The organism is Phaeovulum sp., from assembly GCF_041596715.1.
Taxonomy (GTDB): domain Bacteria; phylum Pseudomonadota; class Alphaproteobacteria; order Rhodobacterales; family Rhodobacteraceae; genus UBA6213.
The window spans coordinates 1-16,661 of the sequence record NZ_JBFHIA010000038.1 but is presented as its reverse complement, the minus strand read 5'-3'; the positions used below and the strand labels follow the sequence as shown (position 1 = coordinate 16,661).

Here is a 16,661-nt window from a genome sequence, read left to right as displayed (position 1 = left end):
CCGCCCATTCATGCGCGAATAGCCGCCCCGTGCGGCCCATTCCGCATTGCACCTCGTCAAAGATCAGCAGCGCGCCGGCCTCGTCGCAGCGCGCGCGCAGGGCGCGCAGATCGGCATCCGAAAGCGCGCGAATACCGCCCTCGCCCTGGATCGGTTCAACCAAGACAGCGGCGGTCTGCGGGCCGATGGCGGCAAGCAGCGCGGCCGCATCACCCCATTTCACATGGGTAAATCCCGGCATCAGGGGGCCAAAGCCCTTGGTCATCTTTTCCGACCCTGCCGCCGCGATTGCGCCTGTGGAGCGGCCGTGAAAAGCGCCCTCTAGCGTGACGATCTCGATCCGCTCGGGTGCGCCCTTCTCGTACCAGTATTTGCGCGCCATCTTGATGGCGAGTTCCGCAGCCTCGGTGCCCGAGTTGGTGAAAAATGCCGTATCGGCAAAGGTGGCGTTCACCAGCGCGTCGGCCAGCCGCTGCTGTTCGGGGATCTGGTAGAGGTTCGACACATGCCAGAGCTTGCCCGCCTGTTCCGCAAGGGCTGCGACGAGATCGGGGTTGGCATGGCCAAGCGCGTTGACCGCGATACCCGCGCCAAGGTCGAGGTAGCGGGCGCCATCGGTTGCGGTTAGCCAGCTGCCCTCACCCTTGACGAAGGCAAGGGGGGCGCGGTTGTAGGTAGGCAGGACGGATGTGATCATGGGCTGGATCCTGAAAGAAGGCCAATACGTGCGCGAGGGCGCGGGGGACTGTCAACGGCTTTGGGTGGGCAACGGGTGTGTTTTGGCCATGTTGCGGCCGAAAACACGGGATCGGACGTCAGGCGCGTCGCGCGCTGCGTCGGGGACGGGCAATAGGGGCGGTCCGTGCGATCATGGCGTTTGGGTAGCGTGGCGGCTATCTGTTGTAAAGAGTCGGCGGCATCGCGCGCCGCATTGCGCGCTCTGGCGCTTGATTTCGGGGGCTGCGCCTTGTATCTCGGCACGTCCCGCATAGAATGGGGCAAAGCGAGCGGAAGGGTGGCCGATGTCTTGGACCGATGAGCGCGTCGAGACGCTTAAGAAAATGTGGGGCGAAGGCCAGTCGGCCAGCCAGATCGCCAAGGAACTTGGCGGGGTCACCCGCAACGCGGTGATCGGCAAGGTGCATCGGCTGGGTCTGTCGAACCGTGCAGGCGCTGCGGGCGATGCGGTGAACGAACCGCAGGCCGTCGCGAATGGCGAGCAAGAGCCGGAAACGACCGAGGCCGAAGAGGCACCCGCGGTGGCGCCAGCCGAACCGCGCGTCGCGGCCCCGCCGCGCCCCGAACTGGTGGCGACAAACCCGGTCATTTCGAACCGCAGGCCGATCGTGCCCGCGGGCCAACCTTTGCCGCCGCAGCCTTCGGCCAACGAAATCAGCCCCGAGGCGCTGGCCTCGGTGCGCGAGATGGAAAAGCGGGCGCGCAAGCTGTCGCTGATGGAACTGACCGAGCGGACCTGCAAATGGCCGATCGGTGACCCGGCGACCGAGCATTTCTGGTTCTGCGGGCTGCCTTCGGTGGCGGGCAAACCCTATTGCGAGGCGCATGTGGGGGTGGCGTTCCAACCGATGAGCGCGCGGCGCGACCGGCGGCGCTAGGGCCGAGACGCAACGGATAACACGGTGATACGAAGGCTTATACCTTTGATTTATCGTGCATTTGCCGGTTCCGTTAAGCAGATTTTAAGGATTTGCGCACCGTGTAAGGGCTACGCCGGCAAAGGCCGGGGGGCCTTTGCGCGGCCCGATCTGCACGGCGCAGATCGGGCAACGCTGGCTTTCAACCCTTCTTTTCCGCCGCCGCGACGTGGCCTTTGACCGCAAGGAAGCTGTCGGGCGTAACCGAGATCGCGTCGATCCCGGCGGCCACCAGAAGGCGGGCAAACTCGGGATCATTGCTGGGCGCTTGCCCGCAAAGCCCAATATGCCGCCCCGCTTTGCGGGCCCGCGCTATGACATGTTCGATCATCCACTGCACTGCCGGGTCGCGTTCCTGAAACAGGCTCGCCAGATCAGCCGAGTCGCGATCAACCCCCAGCGTCAGCTGCGTCAGGTCGTTCGAGCCGATCGAGAAACCGTCGAAGCGTTTGGCGAAGTCGTCGGCCAGAATGACGTTCGAGGGGATTTCGCACATCACATAGACCTTGAGCCCGCCCTTGCCGCGCTTCAACCCGTTTTCGGCCATGACCTCCAGCACCTTGTCGGCCTCGTCCGGCGAGCGGCAGAAGGGGATCATCACCACCACATTGTCAAAACCCATCACCTCGCGCAGTCGCAGAATCGCGCGACATTCCAGCGCGAAGCCGTCGCGATATGCGGGCGAATAATAGCGCGAGGCACCGCGAAAACCGATCATCGGGTTTTCTTCGGCGGGTTCGAACTGACGCCCTCCCAGAAGCTCGGCATATTCATTGGTCTTGAAATCCGACATGCGGATGATGCAGGGGTGCGGATACCAAGTTGCGGCAATCCGCGAGAGGCCCATGGCGAGGGATTCGACGAAATAGTCGCTGCGTTCGGCATAACCGCGCGTGAGTCGGCTGATTTCGGCCTTTACCTCCTCGTCCTTCAGCGCATCGAACCGGGTCAGCGCCAAGGGGTGCACGCGGATCGTGTTGGAGATGACAAACTCCATCCGCGCAAGGCCCACACCATCCACCGGCAGTCGCCACCAACGCGCGGCGGCCGCGGGGTTGGCAAGGTTCAGCATCACTTCGGTGCGGGTCTTGGGCACATCGCCCAGCACGGTTTCTGTCACCTCGAACTCGGAAATGCCTGCATAGACAAAGCCACGGTCGCCCTCGGCGCAGGATACGGTAACCTCTTGCCCGTCGTGCAGCAGTTCGGTGGCATTGCCGGTGCCAACGATGGCAGGCAGGCCCAATTCGCGGCTGACGATGGCGGCGTGGCTGGTGCGCCCGCCGCTATCGGTGACAATCGCCGAGGCGCGCTTCATCACCGGCACCCAGTCGGGGTCTGTGGTGCCGGTCACCAGCACCGCGCCATCGACAAAGCGCGAAATATCAGCGGCGCTTTCGATCAGGCAGACTTCGCCCGTGGCGATGGCGCTACCTACGCTGAGTCCTTGCAGCAGTTGCTTGCCCTTGTCGCGCAAGCGGTAGCTTTTCAGCGCCCCCAGATCGAGGCGGCTTTGCACGGTTTCGGGCCGCGCTTGCAGGATGTAGAGAAGCCCGGTTTCCCCGTCGCGGCCCCATTCGATATCCATCGGCTGACCGTAGTGCTTTTCAATCACCACCGCGTGGCGCGCGAGTTCGAGGATTTCGGCATCCGACAGCACGAAGGATTCGCGCTCAACCTTTGAGGTGGGCACGTTGCGCGTGGCGGCACCGCGCGTGGTGTAGACCATCTTGCGCTCTTTTTCGCCCAAGCTTTTTTGCAGGATCGGGGTCAGGCCCGGTTTGGACAGAAAGGGCTTGTAGACCTGATATTCATCGGGGTTTACCGCGCCCTGCACCACGTTTTCACCAAGGCCCCAAGCGGCGTTTATAAGCACCACCTTGTCAAACCCCGACTCGGTGTCGATCGAGAACATCACGCCCGCCCCGCCGAGGTCGGAGCGCACCATCAGTTGCACACCGACTGACAACGCCACCGCCTGATGCGCATAGCCCTTGACGGTGCGGTAGCTGATCGCGCGGTCGGTATAGAGCGAGGCATAGCAACGCCTGCACGCCTCTAGCAGCGCGGCCTCGCCTCGAACGTTGAGAAAGGTTTCCTGCTGGCCTGCGAACGAGGCGTCTGGCAGGTCTTCGGCGGTGGCGGACGAGCGCACGGCCACGGCCGGGTCGGTTTGCCCGACCCGCTCGCCCAAGGTGCGGTAGGCGGCAATGATGTCGGCGCGCATCGCCTCGGGCCAGCGGCCTGCAAAGATCGCCGCGCGGATCGCAGAGCCGGTTTCGGCCAGTGTTGCGCGGTTTTCCGCAAGCGCGGCAAGACGATCTGTCAGCACCGCATCCAGCGCATTGGCGGCCAAATAGCCACGGAACGCATCGGCTGTGGTAGCAAAGCCCGGCGGCACCCGGATGCCCTTGTCAGCAAGGCTGCGGACCATCTCGCCCAGTGACGAGTTCTTGCCGCCGACAAGTGCCACATCCTTGCGGTTAAGTTTTTCAAACCAGATGAGCGTTGCGGATTCGCGGGCCATGGCGTGTCCTTTCGCCGTTGCGATGCCAATGCGGAGGATACACCTTTTAAACGCGCCGAAACATGATCCGGCGCAAGATAGGGCCGGTGCAGCAAGGCCCGCGCGCTGCGGCGCGCGCTTTACAGCCGGGCGCAACACGCCTACCTAGGCGCTCGCATCATGACGGATCGGCAAACGGGCGCCCCATGTTCAAAACCAAGCAACGCCGACTCTTTGCCTGGCTTGACGACCAGCTGCTTTGGCGGCTTCTCAGCGACAACATGCGCGCGCAGGCGACCAACTACAGTATCGCCATTGTCGCGATGGTGGTGATTGCCGCCAGCACCGCGGCAACCGCATGGATCATGCGCGACATTATCGATTCGATGGTCGCCTCGGGCGATCGGGCCAAAGTTTTCGCGGTGGCGCTAACGGTGCTGGTCATCTTTACGGTGCGCGGGGCGGCCAACTACATTCAAGCCGTGTTTCTAAGCCGCGCCGGCAACAGCGTGATCGCCAACCAGCAACGCCGGGTTTATGACCGCATCCTGCGCCATGGGGTGGCGTTTTTCAAAGACACTGCCTCGTCTGATCTGTTGATGCGCGTGACATATTCCGCGCAGGCGGCGCGCACGGTGATTGATACCATCGTCACCGCCTTTGTGCGCGACCTGCTGACCCTTGTCGGGCTGGTCGTGGTGATGATCTATCAGCAGCCGACGCTATCGCTGTTTTCGCTGTTGATCGCGCCGCTGGCGCTGGTGGGGGTGCGCTACATCCTCAAGCGTGTGCGCGCGATCGTAGAGCAGGAAATCGCCTCGCTGACCGAGATCATCAAGGTGGTGCAGGAAACCTCGGTCGGGATCCATGTGATCAAGGCGTTCGAGCTGGAAGAGCAGATGCAGGCGCGGATGAACGAGGCGGTGGCGCAGGTGGAAAAGCGCGCCAACGGCATCGCGCGGTTGCAAGCGGCAACCAGCCCGCTGATGGAAACCCTGTCAGGCTTTGCGATTGCCGGTGTCGTCGCGGTAAGCGCGATCAACATTTTCAGCGATGCGCCAACCACGCCGGGGCAGCTGATGTCATTCATCACGGCGCTATTGATGGCCTACGAGCCGTCAAAGCGGCTGGCCAAAATGAGGGTCTCGATCGAGGCTGGCATGATCGCCGTGCGGCAGATGTTCGAGATCATGGATGCGCCTCTCACGCTGGTCGAGGCGAGCAATGCGACTGCGCTGCCCGACAGCCCCGGCGAGGTGCGTTTTCGCGACGTCAGCTTTGGCTACGGGGCCGGGCGCGAGGTGCTGCACGGGCTCGACATCAGCTTTCCGGCGGGCCGCACGACTGCGCTGGTGGGCCCTTCGGGGGGCGGCAAATCGACCATCATGGGGTTGGTGATGCGCCTGTATGACCCGACCGAGGGCGTGGTGGAAATCGACGGGCAAGACCTGCGCGAAACCACCTTCGCCAGCCTGCGGCAACGCATCTCTTACGTCGGGCAGGAGACGTTTCTTTTCAGCGGCACGGTTGCACACAATATCGCGCTCGGCCGCCCCGAGGCCAGCGAGGACGAAATCATCGCCGCCGCGCGCGCGGCCAATGCGCATGATTTCATCGAGGCGATGCCTAATGGCTATCAGACAGACATCGGCGAAAACGGTGGTGCGCTTTCGGGGGGGCAGCGGCAGCGGCTGGCGATTGCGCGCGCGATCCTGCGCAACTCTGCGATCCTGCTGCTGGACGAGGCGACAAGCGCGCTTGACAGCAAGGCCGAGGCACAGGTGCAAGACGCGCTGGATCATCTGACCGCCGGGCGCACCACCATTGTCATCGCGCACAGGCTTTCCACGGTGCTTGGCGCCGACAAGATCGTGGTGATCCGCGACGGTGCGGTGATCGAGCAAGGCGCGCCCAAAGACCTGCTTTCGCAACCGGGCGCATTCCGCGAGCTTTACGAGGCGCAGTTTGGCCGTTTGGCGGCACCGCAAGAGTGATTGGCAGCACCGTGAGGCGGCACCTAACCTGCCAAAAATAGCGGGCGAATCTGATCGCTTTTGAAAAGCAATCCATCGCGCGTGAATTGCGCTGCCTTGCGCTGCCTTGCGGCCAATACTACCAGTTGGGGGTGCTGCCCCGGAATGCACATGTCAACCTAGCCAAATTGGCAGGTGCGTCATAAGATTTCAACTACTTGATTTTCTTGATTTCATTTATACTTAAACTTGAGTGAAGAGATATCTGACGCTGGGGAGAAAACGTAATCAGAGGGGTTCTGCCAAGGCCCATTTCTTCTCAATGTGTTCGAGAGCTCGCTCACTCGCAAGAGGGGGGGATGCGTAATGGCTGGGGAGATTCTTTCTTTTGGTGCGAATTGCAGTGCCGAGTTTGCGCTGCGAGGTCGGCGTGAAAAATCGGTGCTTGTTGCCGGGGGCGCGGGGTTTCTAGGCTCGCATATCTGCGCGCGTTTGATTGCCGCCGGGCGTCGCGTCATTTGCGTGGACAACCTGCTAACCGGCAGCCTGCGCAATGTGAGCGAACTGGCCAACAACCCACATTTCTGCTTTCATCTGCATGACGTGATAAACCCGCTGACAATTGGCGAGCCTATTAGCGAAATCTATAATCTCGCATGTCCAGCCTCGCCCGAAAAATACCAGCGTGATCCGCTGCATACCTTTCAGACATCGGTTCGCGGGGCGGAAAACCTGCTGATGTTGGCCCAGACAAAGGGCGCGCGGATTTTGCAAGCCTCGACCTCTGAAGTTTACGGCGACCCCGAGATCTCGCCGCAGCCAGAAAGTTACCGGGGCGCTGTCAATACCTTCGGGCCGCGCGCCTGCTATGATGAAGGTAAGCGCGCCGCTGAAACGCTGTTTTATGAATACAGCGCATTTGGCGGTATAGAAGCGCGCGTGGCGCGGATATTTAATACATACGGGCCGCAAATGGCCCATGATGATGGCCGTGTCGTATCCAATTTCATCGTGCAGGCACTGATGGGGCGGCCAATAACGGTTTACGGCGACGGCTCGCAGACCCGGTCGTTCTGCTATGTCGATGACCTAGTCGAAGGGTTGATGGCGCTGATGGCAAGCCCGCCCGATTGCCGCGGCCCGATGAACCTTGGCAACCCTGTCGAGTTTTCGGTTCGTGAACTGGCGGAAAAGGTGTTGGCCAAGACTGGGTCGCGCTCTGCCATCGTATTTCGCACCTTGCCCACCGACGATCCGCGCCAGCGCCGCCCCGATATCAGCCGCGCCCGCGAGAAGCTGGGGTTTGACCCCAAGGTCGGGCTGGACGCAGGGCTAGACGCCACCATCGCCTATTTCTCAACGGTCTTGGGCAATGCTGGAGACTCCATCAAGCAGGTGGTGTGATGGGCGAGGGCGCGCGCGTTCTGGTTACCGGAGGCGCTGGGTTCATCGGCTCGCACGCAGCCAAGGCGCTGGCACGGGCGGGGCATCTGCCGGTGGTCTTCGACACGCTGGAAATCGGCCATGCCGATGCGGTGCGCTGGGGGCCGCTGGAGGTGGGTGATGTGCGCGACGGGGCGGCGCTTGATGCGGCCATCGCCAAGCATCGGATCGAGGCGGTGATGCATTTTGCCGCCTATGCCTATGTCGGGGAATCGATGCAGGACCCGGCGAAATACTATGGCAACAACGTAGCGGGCATGATTTCGCTGCTGGCGGCCTGCCGCCGCGCGGGTGTGATGCAGGTCGTGTTTTCATCGAGTTGCGCCACCTACGGCCTGCCCGAGCGTTTGCCGATAGCCGAAGATGCGCTACAGCGCCCCATCAACCCTTACGGTCGCACCAAGCTGATCTGCGAAGACATGCTACGCGATCACGCGGCGGCCTACGGGCTGCGTTTTGCGGCGCTGCGCTATTTCAACGCCGCCGGTGCCGACCCCGAGGGCGAGTTGGGCGAACGGCACGACCCGGAAACGCATCTGATTCCGCTGGCATTGCTGGCCGCCTCGGGGCGCGGGGCACCGCTGGCGATCATGGGCACCGATTATGCGACCCCCGACGGCACCTGTATCCGCGATTACATCCACGTGGCCGATCTTGCGCGCGCGCATCTGCTGGCGCTTGAACATCTGCGGGCGGGTGGTGCCACGGTTGCGCTGAACCTCGGTAGCGGTCAGGGCCATTCGGTGCGCGAGATCGTGCAGGGGGTCGAGCGGGTGACAGGGCGCGCGGTGCCCTACCGCGACGGCGCGCGGCGCGCGGGCGACCCGCCGGTGCTGACCGCAGACCCCGCGCGCGCCGCCGAGGTGCTGGGGTTTCGCACCACCCATTCGGACCTTGACCAAATCCTTTCCGACGCTGCGCCCTGGTTTGGGCTGGAGGTGAATGTGAAGCATGCGCGACATGCATGAGCCAACGACCACGACCTTTGACGGTCCAGCCGCCTACGCGCTGCGCCCGGTGCTGCGCGGTGCGATGCGTTGGCGCTATTGGCTGGTGATCGCGCTTTGGGCCGCAGCGGGGGTGTTTTTCTGGGCGTGGTGGTTGCAGCGCGAGCATGTGCTTGAACCGATGCGCTTTTTCGCGGTGACGCTGCCGCTGATCTGGATCTATTCGATGCAGGTCTATTTCATGGTGGTCTTTGTTTTGGCGCGTGTGGCTGGTGCCCCGGTGCCCGCGCCGGGCACGCTGCGGGTGGCGATGATCGTGACCAAGACGCCCTCGGAACCTTTCGAGGTGTTGCAGCGCACGCTGACCGCGATGCTGGCGCAGGATTACCCGCATGACACATGGATTGCTGATGAAGACCCCACGCCTGAAACGCTGGCTTGGTGTGCAGCGCATGGTGTGCGGGTATCCTCGCGCAAGGGGGTAGCCGAATACCATCAGCCGGTCTGGCCGCGCCGAACCCGCTGCAAGGAAGGCAATCTGGCCTATTTCTACGACCATTTCGGCTATGAGCTATACGATGTCGTCAGCCAGCTTGATGCCGACCATGTGCCGCAGCCGGGCTATCTGCGCGAGATGTTGCGCCCCTTCGCAGACCCCGGCGTGGGCTATGTGAGCGCGCCGAGTATCTGCAATGCCAATGCCGCAGAAAGCTGGGCGGCGCGCACGCGGCTGCATGTCGAGGCGGGTTTTCACGGGGTGTTTCAGACCGGCTATACCGGGGCACTGGCACCCATGTGCATCGGCTCGCATTACGCGGTGCGCACCAAGGCGCTGCAAGCGATCGGCGGGCTTGGCCCGGAACTGGCCGAGGACCATTCAACCTCGATGCTGATGAACGCGGGCGGCTGGCGCGGCGTGCACGCCATCGACGCGATCGCCTATGGCGACGGCCCGGCGACGCTGACCGACATGGTGACGCAAGAGTTCCAGTGGTCGCGCAGCCTGCTGACGCTACTTTTGTCGCATACCTCGCGCTATGTCGCGCATCTGCCGTTGCGGCTGAAGTTTTTGTTCGTGTTCTGCCAGCTTTGGTATCCGCTGTTCGCGCTGACCACGGCGTTGATGTATGTCATGCCAATCGCGGCGGTGACCTTCGATATGCGCTTTGCGGATGTCACCTACCCCAGCTTTGTCGGCCATATGCTGCCCACCGTGGTGGTGCTGACCTTCTTTGCTTTCATGTTGAAATGGGATGGGCTGATGCGGCCGCGCGATGCCAGCATCATCAGCTGGGAAAAGGCGCTGTTCATGCCGCTGCAATGGCCTTGGGTGCTTTGGGGCTGCGTCATGGCGGTGCGTGACCGTCTGACCGGAAGTTTCGTCGATTTTCGCATAACCCCGAAAGGTGCAGCGGTCAGTCGCCGACTGCCGTTCAAGGTGCTCGGGGTTTATGTGGCGCTGGCGCTGGGTTGCATTCTGCCCGTGCTTTTGGTGCCCGAGGTGCACGAGGCGCGCGGCTTCTATTTGTTGCTGACGTTCAACGCCATCATCTACACGGCCATCGTCGGCGTGATTGTCGTGCATCATCGCAAGGAAAGTGGCGTGCATTGGCGCGCGCAGGCGCGCGACACCTTTGCCCATTTCGGGGTGACGGCGGCGCTGATCGCGCTGGTTGCCACCTCGCTGGCCTTGCGCGCGACCGAAAGCCTGCATGCGCTCGCTTACGGGCTTGAACCACTGCACATCACCAAGGCCGAATATCCGATTTCGGGTGCCGCAAGCGCGAAAGGCGGGCCTTCGGTGGTGTTTCGTCTGGATGTTGGTTGGAACTGATCGCTCCACACCGGAGCAAAAAGAGGGAGACTGTCATGAAACCGAAACTGGACTATCTTGAAATCAGGAGCCACGACGCGGGATTTCTGGCGTTCGCCCTTGCCGGGGCAATGCTGATTGCGATGCCCGCACTTGCCGCGCCGCCGGGCACGGTGCCGTTTGGTGCCTATGATCCGGACGGCACTTTCATCGATGACCCGGTGCCGATCATCGAGCATGTGTTCTTGCCTTGGGAGGACGTTTTCCTGCCCTCGCTGACCGATGCCGACGCCTATGCGCTGGAACGTGACCGCGCGCTTTTGGTCACGCTTGAACCCTGGACCTGGTCGCGCAGCGAGCGCAACACGCCCGGCTTCCTGCGCGCTGGCATCGCCGATGGCACCTATGACGTGAACATGCGCACGATTTGCGGCGTTTTCGACACGCTGCAAAGCCCGGTGACGCTGCGCTGGGGCCACGAGATGGATGACGACAACGGCCAGTTCATCTGGGCCGGATGGGAGCCGCAGGACTATATCTCGGCCTATCGGCGGATGATCGATATCTGCCGCGAGGCGGCACCGAACATCACCGTCATGTGGTCGCCGCTGGGCGATGAAGGGATGGAGCTTTACTATCCCGGCGATGATTACGTCGATCTGGTCGGCCTTTCGGTTTTCGGGCTGCAAGCATGGGATCAGGCGAAATACGGCCGTGACCGGACCTTCGCCGAGATTCTGGGGCCGCGGTACGAGCGCGCGGCATCGTTTGGCAAGCCGGTCGTCGTGGCGGAACTCGGCTATGTGGGGCGCGCGCCCTACATTGAGGACTGGGAAAACTCGGTGCGCGTCGCGTATCCGGAGTTTCCCAATCTGGTCGGCGTGGTCTACTTCAACTTCCCCGAAGTCTATGCGTGGCCCGAGGGGTTCGGACGGCCTGACTGGCGCGTAGATTCGCGTACGCTGCCGTAAGCAAATTGGCCGAATTGCGCCGTGCCAAGCCTTGGCGCGGCGCAGTCCCGCGGCATCCCGCCGCACAACAGCTAGTATAGGCGGAAAGCCGCCACTACCATAACAAGCGGCAAGCATCTAAGTTCTAACGATTTTCGGGGCGCTTCGGCGCCCCCAAGCTTTTGCCAAGGTCCTGCCCCAGTTCTGGCCCAATTGACGAGTAAACCTGCCCGTAGGTAAGCAGTTCGCCAATACCGTATCGGTGCCCGAGCGTTGCAGGACCAGCTTTCCAGCGCAACGCCCCCCGTGCCAGCGGTCAGAAACGAGGGACGAGCAAAATGACCTTACTTTCAAGGGCCGTAAAATCCGGTGCCACGATCGCTATTGCCGCAGCCATGCTTACTGCTTCAGCTGGCTTCACCGCGGCACTGGTGGGCAGCGAAGGCGCCCCCAAGATCAAGCCACAAAGCGGCAACGTGACAATCGCGTTCGACTGGCGCGCGGGTAAGCCGGGAACACGCGCCGCCACTGTGGTGTCGGTCTCGAGCAAAGTCAGCACCGGGCTAAATCTGGGCGGCGGAAGCTATGTCTGCTCGCCTGCGGGCTTTGGGCACCAGTCGAGCTGTTTCTCGCGCTGAATCGCCAGAGTTGAGGCCGGTTCCGCTGTAACCCGCCCGCGAAAACTGCTATAATTCCCACAGCTTGACGGGAAGGAGTAGCGGTATGTCCGACACCCCCCTGATGGCCGCCGCGTACAGATCGACGGTTTACGTGCACTGGCAATGCTCGGCGTGCTTTATGTGCATTACTGGAACAAAAACCCGACAACCGAGCATCTTCGGGTATCGTTGTTTTTCGTGGTCTCCGGGTTTCTCATCACCCAGATCCTGATGACAGCCAAGGATCGTGGCGGCCATATTAACATCTTCAACTTCTATGTGCGGCGCATGTTGCGGCTGTTTCCAGCACTCATTGTGCTGGTGGCGTTCGGTGTGGTCTTTGACATGGACGGTTTTCGTGCGCTTGCCATATGGCCGATGCTACAGGCGTCCAACATCTATTTCGCGATGACCCAGAACGTGACGCCTTGGGTGACGGGGCACCTTTGGAGCCTCAACGTTCTCGAACAATTCTATCTGCTCTGGCCGATCGTGATCTTGCTGCTGCCGATCAGACGCATCTATGTACTGCTGCTAGCCATCATTGGTTCGATGATCTTTCTGCGCGCCAATGCGAACGCGCTTGGCATCGACGGTTGGTGGACCTTTTTTGTCATCAACGCCGACCCAATCGCGGCTGGCGCACTCGCCTGCCTGTTGATGCGCGTGCCTGCTGTGGCTTCGGTCATTGTGTCGCGCCCGGCACTGGCTGCTGCGGTGCTCGCGCTTGCAGCGCCGTTCTTTCTTTGGGACGGGCTTGGTGGGTCACTGAGCTACCGGGTGATGATCCAGCCTGCTTTGGCAGTTATCGTTTGCGGTGCCTATGTCGGATACCGTGGCCCTATCGGTTGGCTGCTGGGTAACAAGGTGGCAGAGTTCATCAGCAAGATCAGCTATGCGGTCTACATTTATCACTTGATGATCTGGTGGCTAGTCGCACAGTGGTTCCCCGCGCTTTGGGACACCGGCCCTATGACCTTTGCAATTCTTACCGCGATCAGCCTGCTGGCCGCGACGCTTTCGTGGTATGTGCTGGAGCAGCCGATTTCGCGGCTGAAGCAGCATTTCCCCACCGCCGCCTTCGGGGTGGCAAAGCTGCCGAAAAGTGCATTTCCTGCTGCCGCTTAGTGTGGCCTGCGCTGGTCGGCGTCAGGTTCTGGTCACGCGCTCGGGTCTTGCGTGGGCTTGCCCGAGGGGCTACCGATTGGCTGTGTCTTTTGCCTCGAAATAGCGGCGCGCGGGCATCGCGGGGCTTGGTCGAAGAGCAGCAAGTAGCGGGTAGAAAATGAAAATCACGATGATCGGCACCGGCTATGTCGGATTGGTTTCAGGGGTGTGTTTTTCCGACTTCGGGCACGATGTGGTCTGCGTCGATAAAGACCCGCGCAAGATCGAGCTGTTGCGTCAGGGCAAGGCACCGATTTACGAGCCGGGGCTGGAAGATCTGATGGCCAAGAACGTGGCGGCCGGGCGGCTTTCCTTTACGCTCGATCTGGCGGCGGCGGTGGCGGGGGCGGATGCGGTGTTCATCGCGGTCGGCACCCCCACGCGGCGCGGCGACGGGCACGCCGACCTGACCTATGTGATGGCGGCAGCCGAAGAAATCGCTGCGGCGATAACGGATTACACGGTGGTGGTGACCAAATCGACCGTGCCGGTCGGCACCAACCGCGCGGTGAAGCAGGTGATCCGCAAGACGCGCCCCGATGCAGAGTTCGACGTGGCCTCGAACCCCGAGTTTCTGCGCGAAGGTGCCGCGATCGACGATTTCATGCGCCCCGACCGGGTTGTGGTGGGTGCCAGTTCCGATCGTGCACGCGAGGTGATGGGCGAGGTCTATCGCCCGCTGTTTCTGCGCGAGTTTCCGGTGCTGTTCACCGATCTTGAAACCGCCGAAATGATCAAATACGCAGCCAACGCCTTTCTGGCCACCAAGATCACTTTCATCAACGAAATCGCCCAGTTGTGCGAGCGCGTCGGGGCGGATGTGAAGCAGGTGGCGCAGGGCATGGGGCTGGATGGGCGGATCGGCAACAAGTTCCTGCACGCAGGCCCCGGTTATGGCGGGTCTTGCTTTCCCAAGGATACCCAGGCGCTGGCGCGGATGGGGCAAGACCATGCGGTACCGATGCAGATCACCGAGACTGTCATCAAGGTCAACGACGAGATCAAGCGGCGGATGATCGACAAGATTGTCGATCTTTGCGACGGCAGCGTGAACGGCAAGACCGTGGCGGTTTTGGGTGTGACCTTCAAACCCAACACGGACGACATGCGCGATGCGCCCTCGTTGACCATCGTGCCGGCGCTGGTGGGCGGTGGTGCCAAGGTGCGCGTGGTTGACCCGCAGGGCCGCGCCGAGGGCGAGGCGCTGTTGCCCGGCGTGCACTGGTTTGACGATGCCTACAAGGCCGCGCAAAAGGCGGATTGCGTGGTGATCCTGACCGAGTGGAACGAGTTTCGCGCGCTCGATCTGGTCAAACTGGGCAAGCGCATGGCCAGCCCGCGCATGGCGGACTTGCGCAATGTCTATTCGGCCAAAGACGCCAAGAAGGCGGGCTTTGTGGCCTATGTGAGCGTGGGGCGCTAAGTGCGGATATTCATCACCGGAACTGCGGGGTTCATCGGCTACCATCTGGCGCAGCTTGTGCTGGCCGAGGGCCACGAAGTGCAGGGCTTCGATGGGATGACCGATTACTACGATGTGGCGCTGAAGCGGCGGCGACACGCCATGCTGTTGCAGCACCAGAACTTTCACGCCACCGAGGCGATGCTGGAAGACCGCGAGGCGCTTGACCGCGCGATGGATGATTTTGCGCCCGATGTGGTGGTGCATCTGGCAGCGCAAGCGGGCGTGCGCTACAGCCTAGAAAACCCGCGCGCCTACCTCGACGCCAACATCATCGGCAGTTTCAACGTGATGGAGGCGGCGCGGCGGTTGGCGGTGCGGCATTTGCTGATGGCCTCGACCTCTTCGGTTTATGGTGCCAACGAGGCCATGCCCTATGCCGAAACCGACAAGGCCGACACCCAGATGTCGTTCTATGCCGCAACCAAAAAGGCGACCGAGGCGATGGGCCACGCCTATGCCCACCTGCACGCGCTGCCCACCACGATGTTTCGCTTTTTCACCGTCTATGGCCCTTGGGGACGCCCTGACATGGCGCTGTCCAAGTTCACACAGGCGATCCTCGCGGGGCGGGCGATCGACGTATACAACCACGGCGAGATGTGGCGCGATTTTACCTATGTCGATGATCTGGTGCGCGGCATCCGGCTGTTGATCGACGCGGTGCCCGCTGGCCCCGAAACCGCCGTGGTGGGCGATAGCCTTTCGTCGGTGGCACCGTGGCGCGTGGTCAATATCGGCAATTCCGAAAAGGTGCGGCTGGAAGATTTCATCTCTGCCATCGAGGCCGCTACTGGCCGCAAGGCAAGCCGCAACTACCTGCCGATGCAGCCCGGCGATGTACCCGCCACATGGGCCGATGCCTCGCTGCTGCGCGCGCTGACCGGCTATGCGCCCAAAACCCCGATCGCCGAAGGCGTGGCACGGTTTGTCGAGTGGTATCGCAGTTACCACGGCGTTTGAGCTGGCGCGCGTAAGCGCGTGCCATCGTCCCATATCGTTCTGAACTCGCAACTTGGGTGCCGCGCTTCTAGGGCGTGCAATCTGACTAGCGCGTTGCGCGAAACTCTGCTTTTATTGCAACCATAGATTGTAATTAGGGCGAGGCATGACACCTCATACCATTCACCCGGTCATTCTATGCGGCGGCTCTGGCACGCGGCTTTGGCCGCTATCGCGCAAAAGCTACCCCAAGCAATTCGCGCGGCTGATGGGCGATGAGAGCCTGTTTCAGGCAACGGTGCGGCGCGTGGCCGCGAAGGGCTTTGCGCCGCCCTTGGTGGTGACGGCAGATCCCTTTCGCTTTATCGTGACCGAGCAACTGGCAGCGGTTGAAACCACGGCGCAAGCGGTGCTGATTGAGCCCGAGGGGCGCAACACGGCGCCCGCGGTGCTGGCAGCGGCGCTCTGGTTGGCGCGCAACGCGCCCGGCGCGTTGATGTTGGTGGTGCCCTCGGATCATGTGATCGCAGATGCAGAGGCGTTTCGCGCCGCGGTCGCAACGGCAGTGCCCTGCGCGCAGGGCGGCGATCTGGTGACCTTCGGCGTCACGCCCACCCGCGCCGAAACCGGCTACGGCTGGCTGGAACTCGCGGCGGGGGCGGATGCCGCAGCCGGGGTGCCACAGCCCCTCGCGCGGTTTGTGGAAAAGCCCGATGCGGCGCGCGCCCAAGCGATGCTGGCGGCAGGAACCTACCTTTGGAACGCGGGGATATTTCTTTTTACCGCCGAGGCGCTGATTGCCGCCTACCGGGCGCACGCGCCGCAACTGATGGCCGGGGTCGAGGCGGCGGTGAACGCGACCCAAGGCGATCTGGGCTTCACGCGCCTTGCAGCAAAGCCTTGGGCCGCGCTGGAAGATGTTTCGATCGACTACGCGATCATGGAACGCGCGGCGAACCTTGCGGTGATGCCCTTTAGCGCGGGCTGGTCGGACCTTGGCGGTTGGGAGGCGGTCTGGCAGGAAAGCGGCACCGATGGCGCGGGCAATGCGACCTCGGCGCATGCCACCGCAATCGACTGCCGCGACACGCTCTTGCGGTCGGAGGCCGAGGGGCTGGAACTCGTCGGGATCGGGCTTGACGGT

13 protein-coding genes are annotated in these 16,661 nt (G+C 62.4%); 11 read left to right on the top strand and 2 right to left on the bottom strand.

The features are described from left to right. The coding region (locus ABY403_RS04340) for an acetylornithine transaminase (RefSeq protein WP_372839288.1) at positions 1-697 on the bottom strand (697 nt) is incomplete at its 3' end. Between the two features lie 325 nt (positions 698-1,022). On the opposite strand from ABY403_RS04340, the gene ABY403_RS04335 reads away from it, so the two are divergent. After that, positions 1,023-1,616: a GcrA family cell cycle regulator gene (locus tag ABY403_RS04335; protein ID WP_372839286.1), complete on the top strand. Its 594-nt coding sequence runs from the start codon at positions 1,023-1,025 to the stop codon at positions 1,614-1,616. A gap of 181 nt (positions 1,617-1,797) precedes the next feature. Here the strand turns inward: ABY403_RS04335 and ppsA are convergent, their stop codons facing one another. Then, positions 1,798-4,182 (bottom strand): phosphoenolpyruvate synthase, encoded by a 2,385-nt coding sequence (ppsA, locus tag ABY403_RS04330; protein WP_372839284.1) that lies wholly within the window; start codon positions 4,180-4,182, stop codon positions 1,798-1,800. 185 nt (positions 4,183-4,367) lie between these two features. Here ppsA and ABY403_RS04325 point away from each other — a divergent pair, with 185 nt between their 5' ends. From ABY403_RS04325 to ABY403_RS04280, 10 genes are all read left to right on the top strand, one after another. After that, positions 4,368-6,155 carry an ABC transporter ATP-binding protein gene (locus ABY403_RS04325; RefSeq protein ID WP_372839282.1) on the top strand — a complete coding sequence of 596 codons (1,788 nt, stop codon included), beginning with the start codon at positions 4,368-4,370 and terminating at the stop codon, positions 6,153-6,155. 345 nt (positions 6,156-6,500) lie between these two features. After that, positions 6,501-7,538 (top strand): UDP-glucuronic acid decarboxylase family protein, encoded by a 1,038-nt coding sequence (locus ABY403_RS04320; protein ID WP_372839279.1) that lies wholly within the window; start codon positions 6,501-6,503, stop codon positions 7,536-7,538. Then, on the top strand, positions 7,538-8,545 hold the full coding sequence (gene galE / locus ABY403_RS04315; protein WP_372839276.1) for a UDP-glucose 4-epimerase GalE: 1,008 nt from the start codon (positions 7,538-7,540) through the stop codon (positions 8,543-8,545). The genes ABY403_RS04320 and galE overlap by 1 nt, the downstream gene beginning before the upstream one ends. Continuing rightward, entirely contained in the window at positions 8,538-10,358 is a 1,821-nt protein-coding gene (locus ABY403_RS04310; RefSeq protein WP_372839273.1) for a glycosyltransferase family 2 protein, read from the top strand. Before galE ends, ABY403_RS04310 begins: the two co-directional genes overlap by 8 nt. 35 nt (positions 10,359-10,393) lie before the next feature. Beyond that, positions 10,394-11,308, top strand: coding sequence for a glycoside hydrolase family 26 protein (locus tag ABY403_RS04305; protein WP_372839270.1), 915 nt, complete (start codon positions 10,394-10,396; stop codon positions 11,306-11,308). 317 nt (positions 11,309-11,625) lie between these two features. After that, entirely contained in the window at positions 11,626-11,925 is a 300-nt protein-coding gene (locus tag ABY403_RS04300; protein ID WP_372839267.1) for a hypothetical protein, read from the top strand. A gap of 120 nt (positions 11,926-12,045) precedes the next feature. Then, a complete protein-coding gene (locus ABY403_RS04295) occupies positions 12,046-13,074 on the top strand; it encodes an acyltransferase family protein (protein ID WP_372839290.1) in 1,029 nt (342 codons plus the stop codon). 157 nt (positions 13,075-13,231) lie between these two features. Further along, positions 13,232-14,536, top strand: a complete 1,305-nt coding sequence (locus ABY403_RS04290; RefSeq protein ID WP_372839264.1) for a UDP-glucose/GDP-mannose dehydrogenase family protein — start codon at positions 13,232-13,234, stop codon at positions 14,534-14,536. After that, positions 14,537-15,538, top strand: a complete 1,002-nt coding sequence (locus ABY403_RS04285) for an NAD-dependent epimerase/dehydratase family protein (protein ID WP_372839261.1) — start codon at positions 14,537-14,539, stop codon at positions 15,536-15,538. 145 nt (positions 15,539-15,683) lie between these two features. Continuing rightward, positions 15,684-16,661, top strand: a 978-nt coding sequence (locus tag ABY403_RS04280; RefSeq protein ID WP_372839259.1) for a mannose-1-phosphate guanylyltransferase, incomplete at its 3' end; no start/stop codon positions are given.

Coding starts and splice junctions, on each gene's coding strand:
- ABY403_RS04335 (WP_372839286.1), top strand. CDS start 1,023: ATGTCTTGGACCGATGAGCGCGTCGAGACGCTTAAGAAAATGTGGGGC.
- ppsA (WP_372839284.1), bottom strand. CDS start 4,182: ATGGCCCGCGAATCCGCAACGCTCATCTGGTTTGAAAAACTTAACCGC.
- ABY403_RS04325 (WP_372839282.1), top strand. CDS start 4,368: ATGTTCAAAACCAAGCAACGCCGACTCTTTGCCTGGCTTGACGACCAG.
- ABY403_RS04320 (WP_372839279.1), top strand. CDS start 6,501: ATGGCTGGGGAGATTCTTTCTTTTGGTGCGAATTGCAGTGCCGAGTTT.
- galE (WP_372839276.1), top strand. CDS start 7,538: ATGGGCGAGGGCGCGCGCGTTCTGGTTACCGGAGGCGCTGGGTTCATC.
- ABY403_RS04310 (WP_372839273.1), top strand. CDS start 8,538: ATGCATGAGCCAACGACCACGACCTTTGACGGTCCAGCCGCCTACGCG.
- ABY403_RS04305 (WP_372839270.1), top strand. CDS start 10,394: ATGAAACCGAAACTGGACTATCTTGAAATCAGGAGCCACGACGCGGGA.
- ABY403_RS04300 (WP_372839267.1), top strand. CDS start 11,626: ATGACCTTACTTTCAAGGGCCGTAAAATCCGGTGCCACGATCGCTATT.
- ABY403_RS04290 (WP_372839264.1), top strand. CDS start 13,232: ATGAAAATCACGATGATCGGCACCGGCTATGTCGGATTGGTTTCAGGG.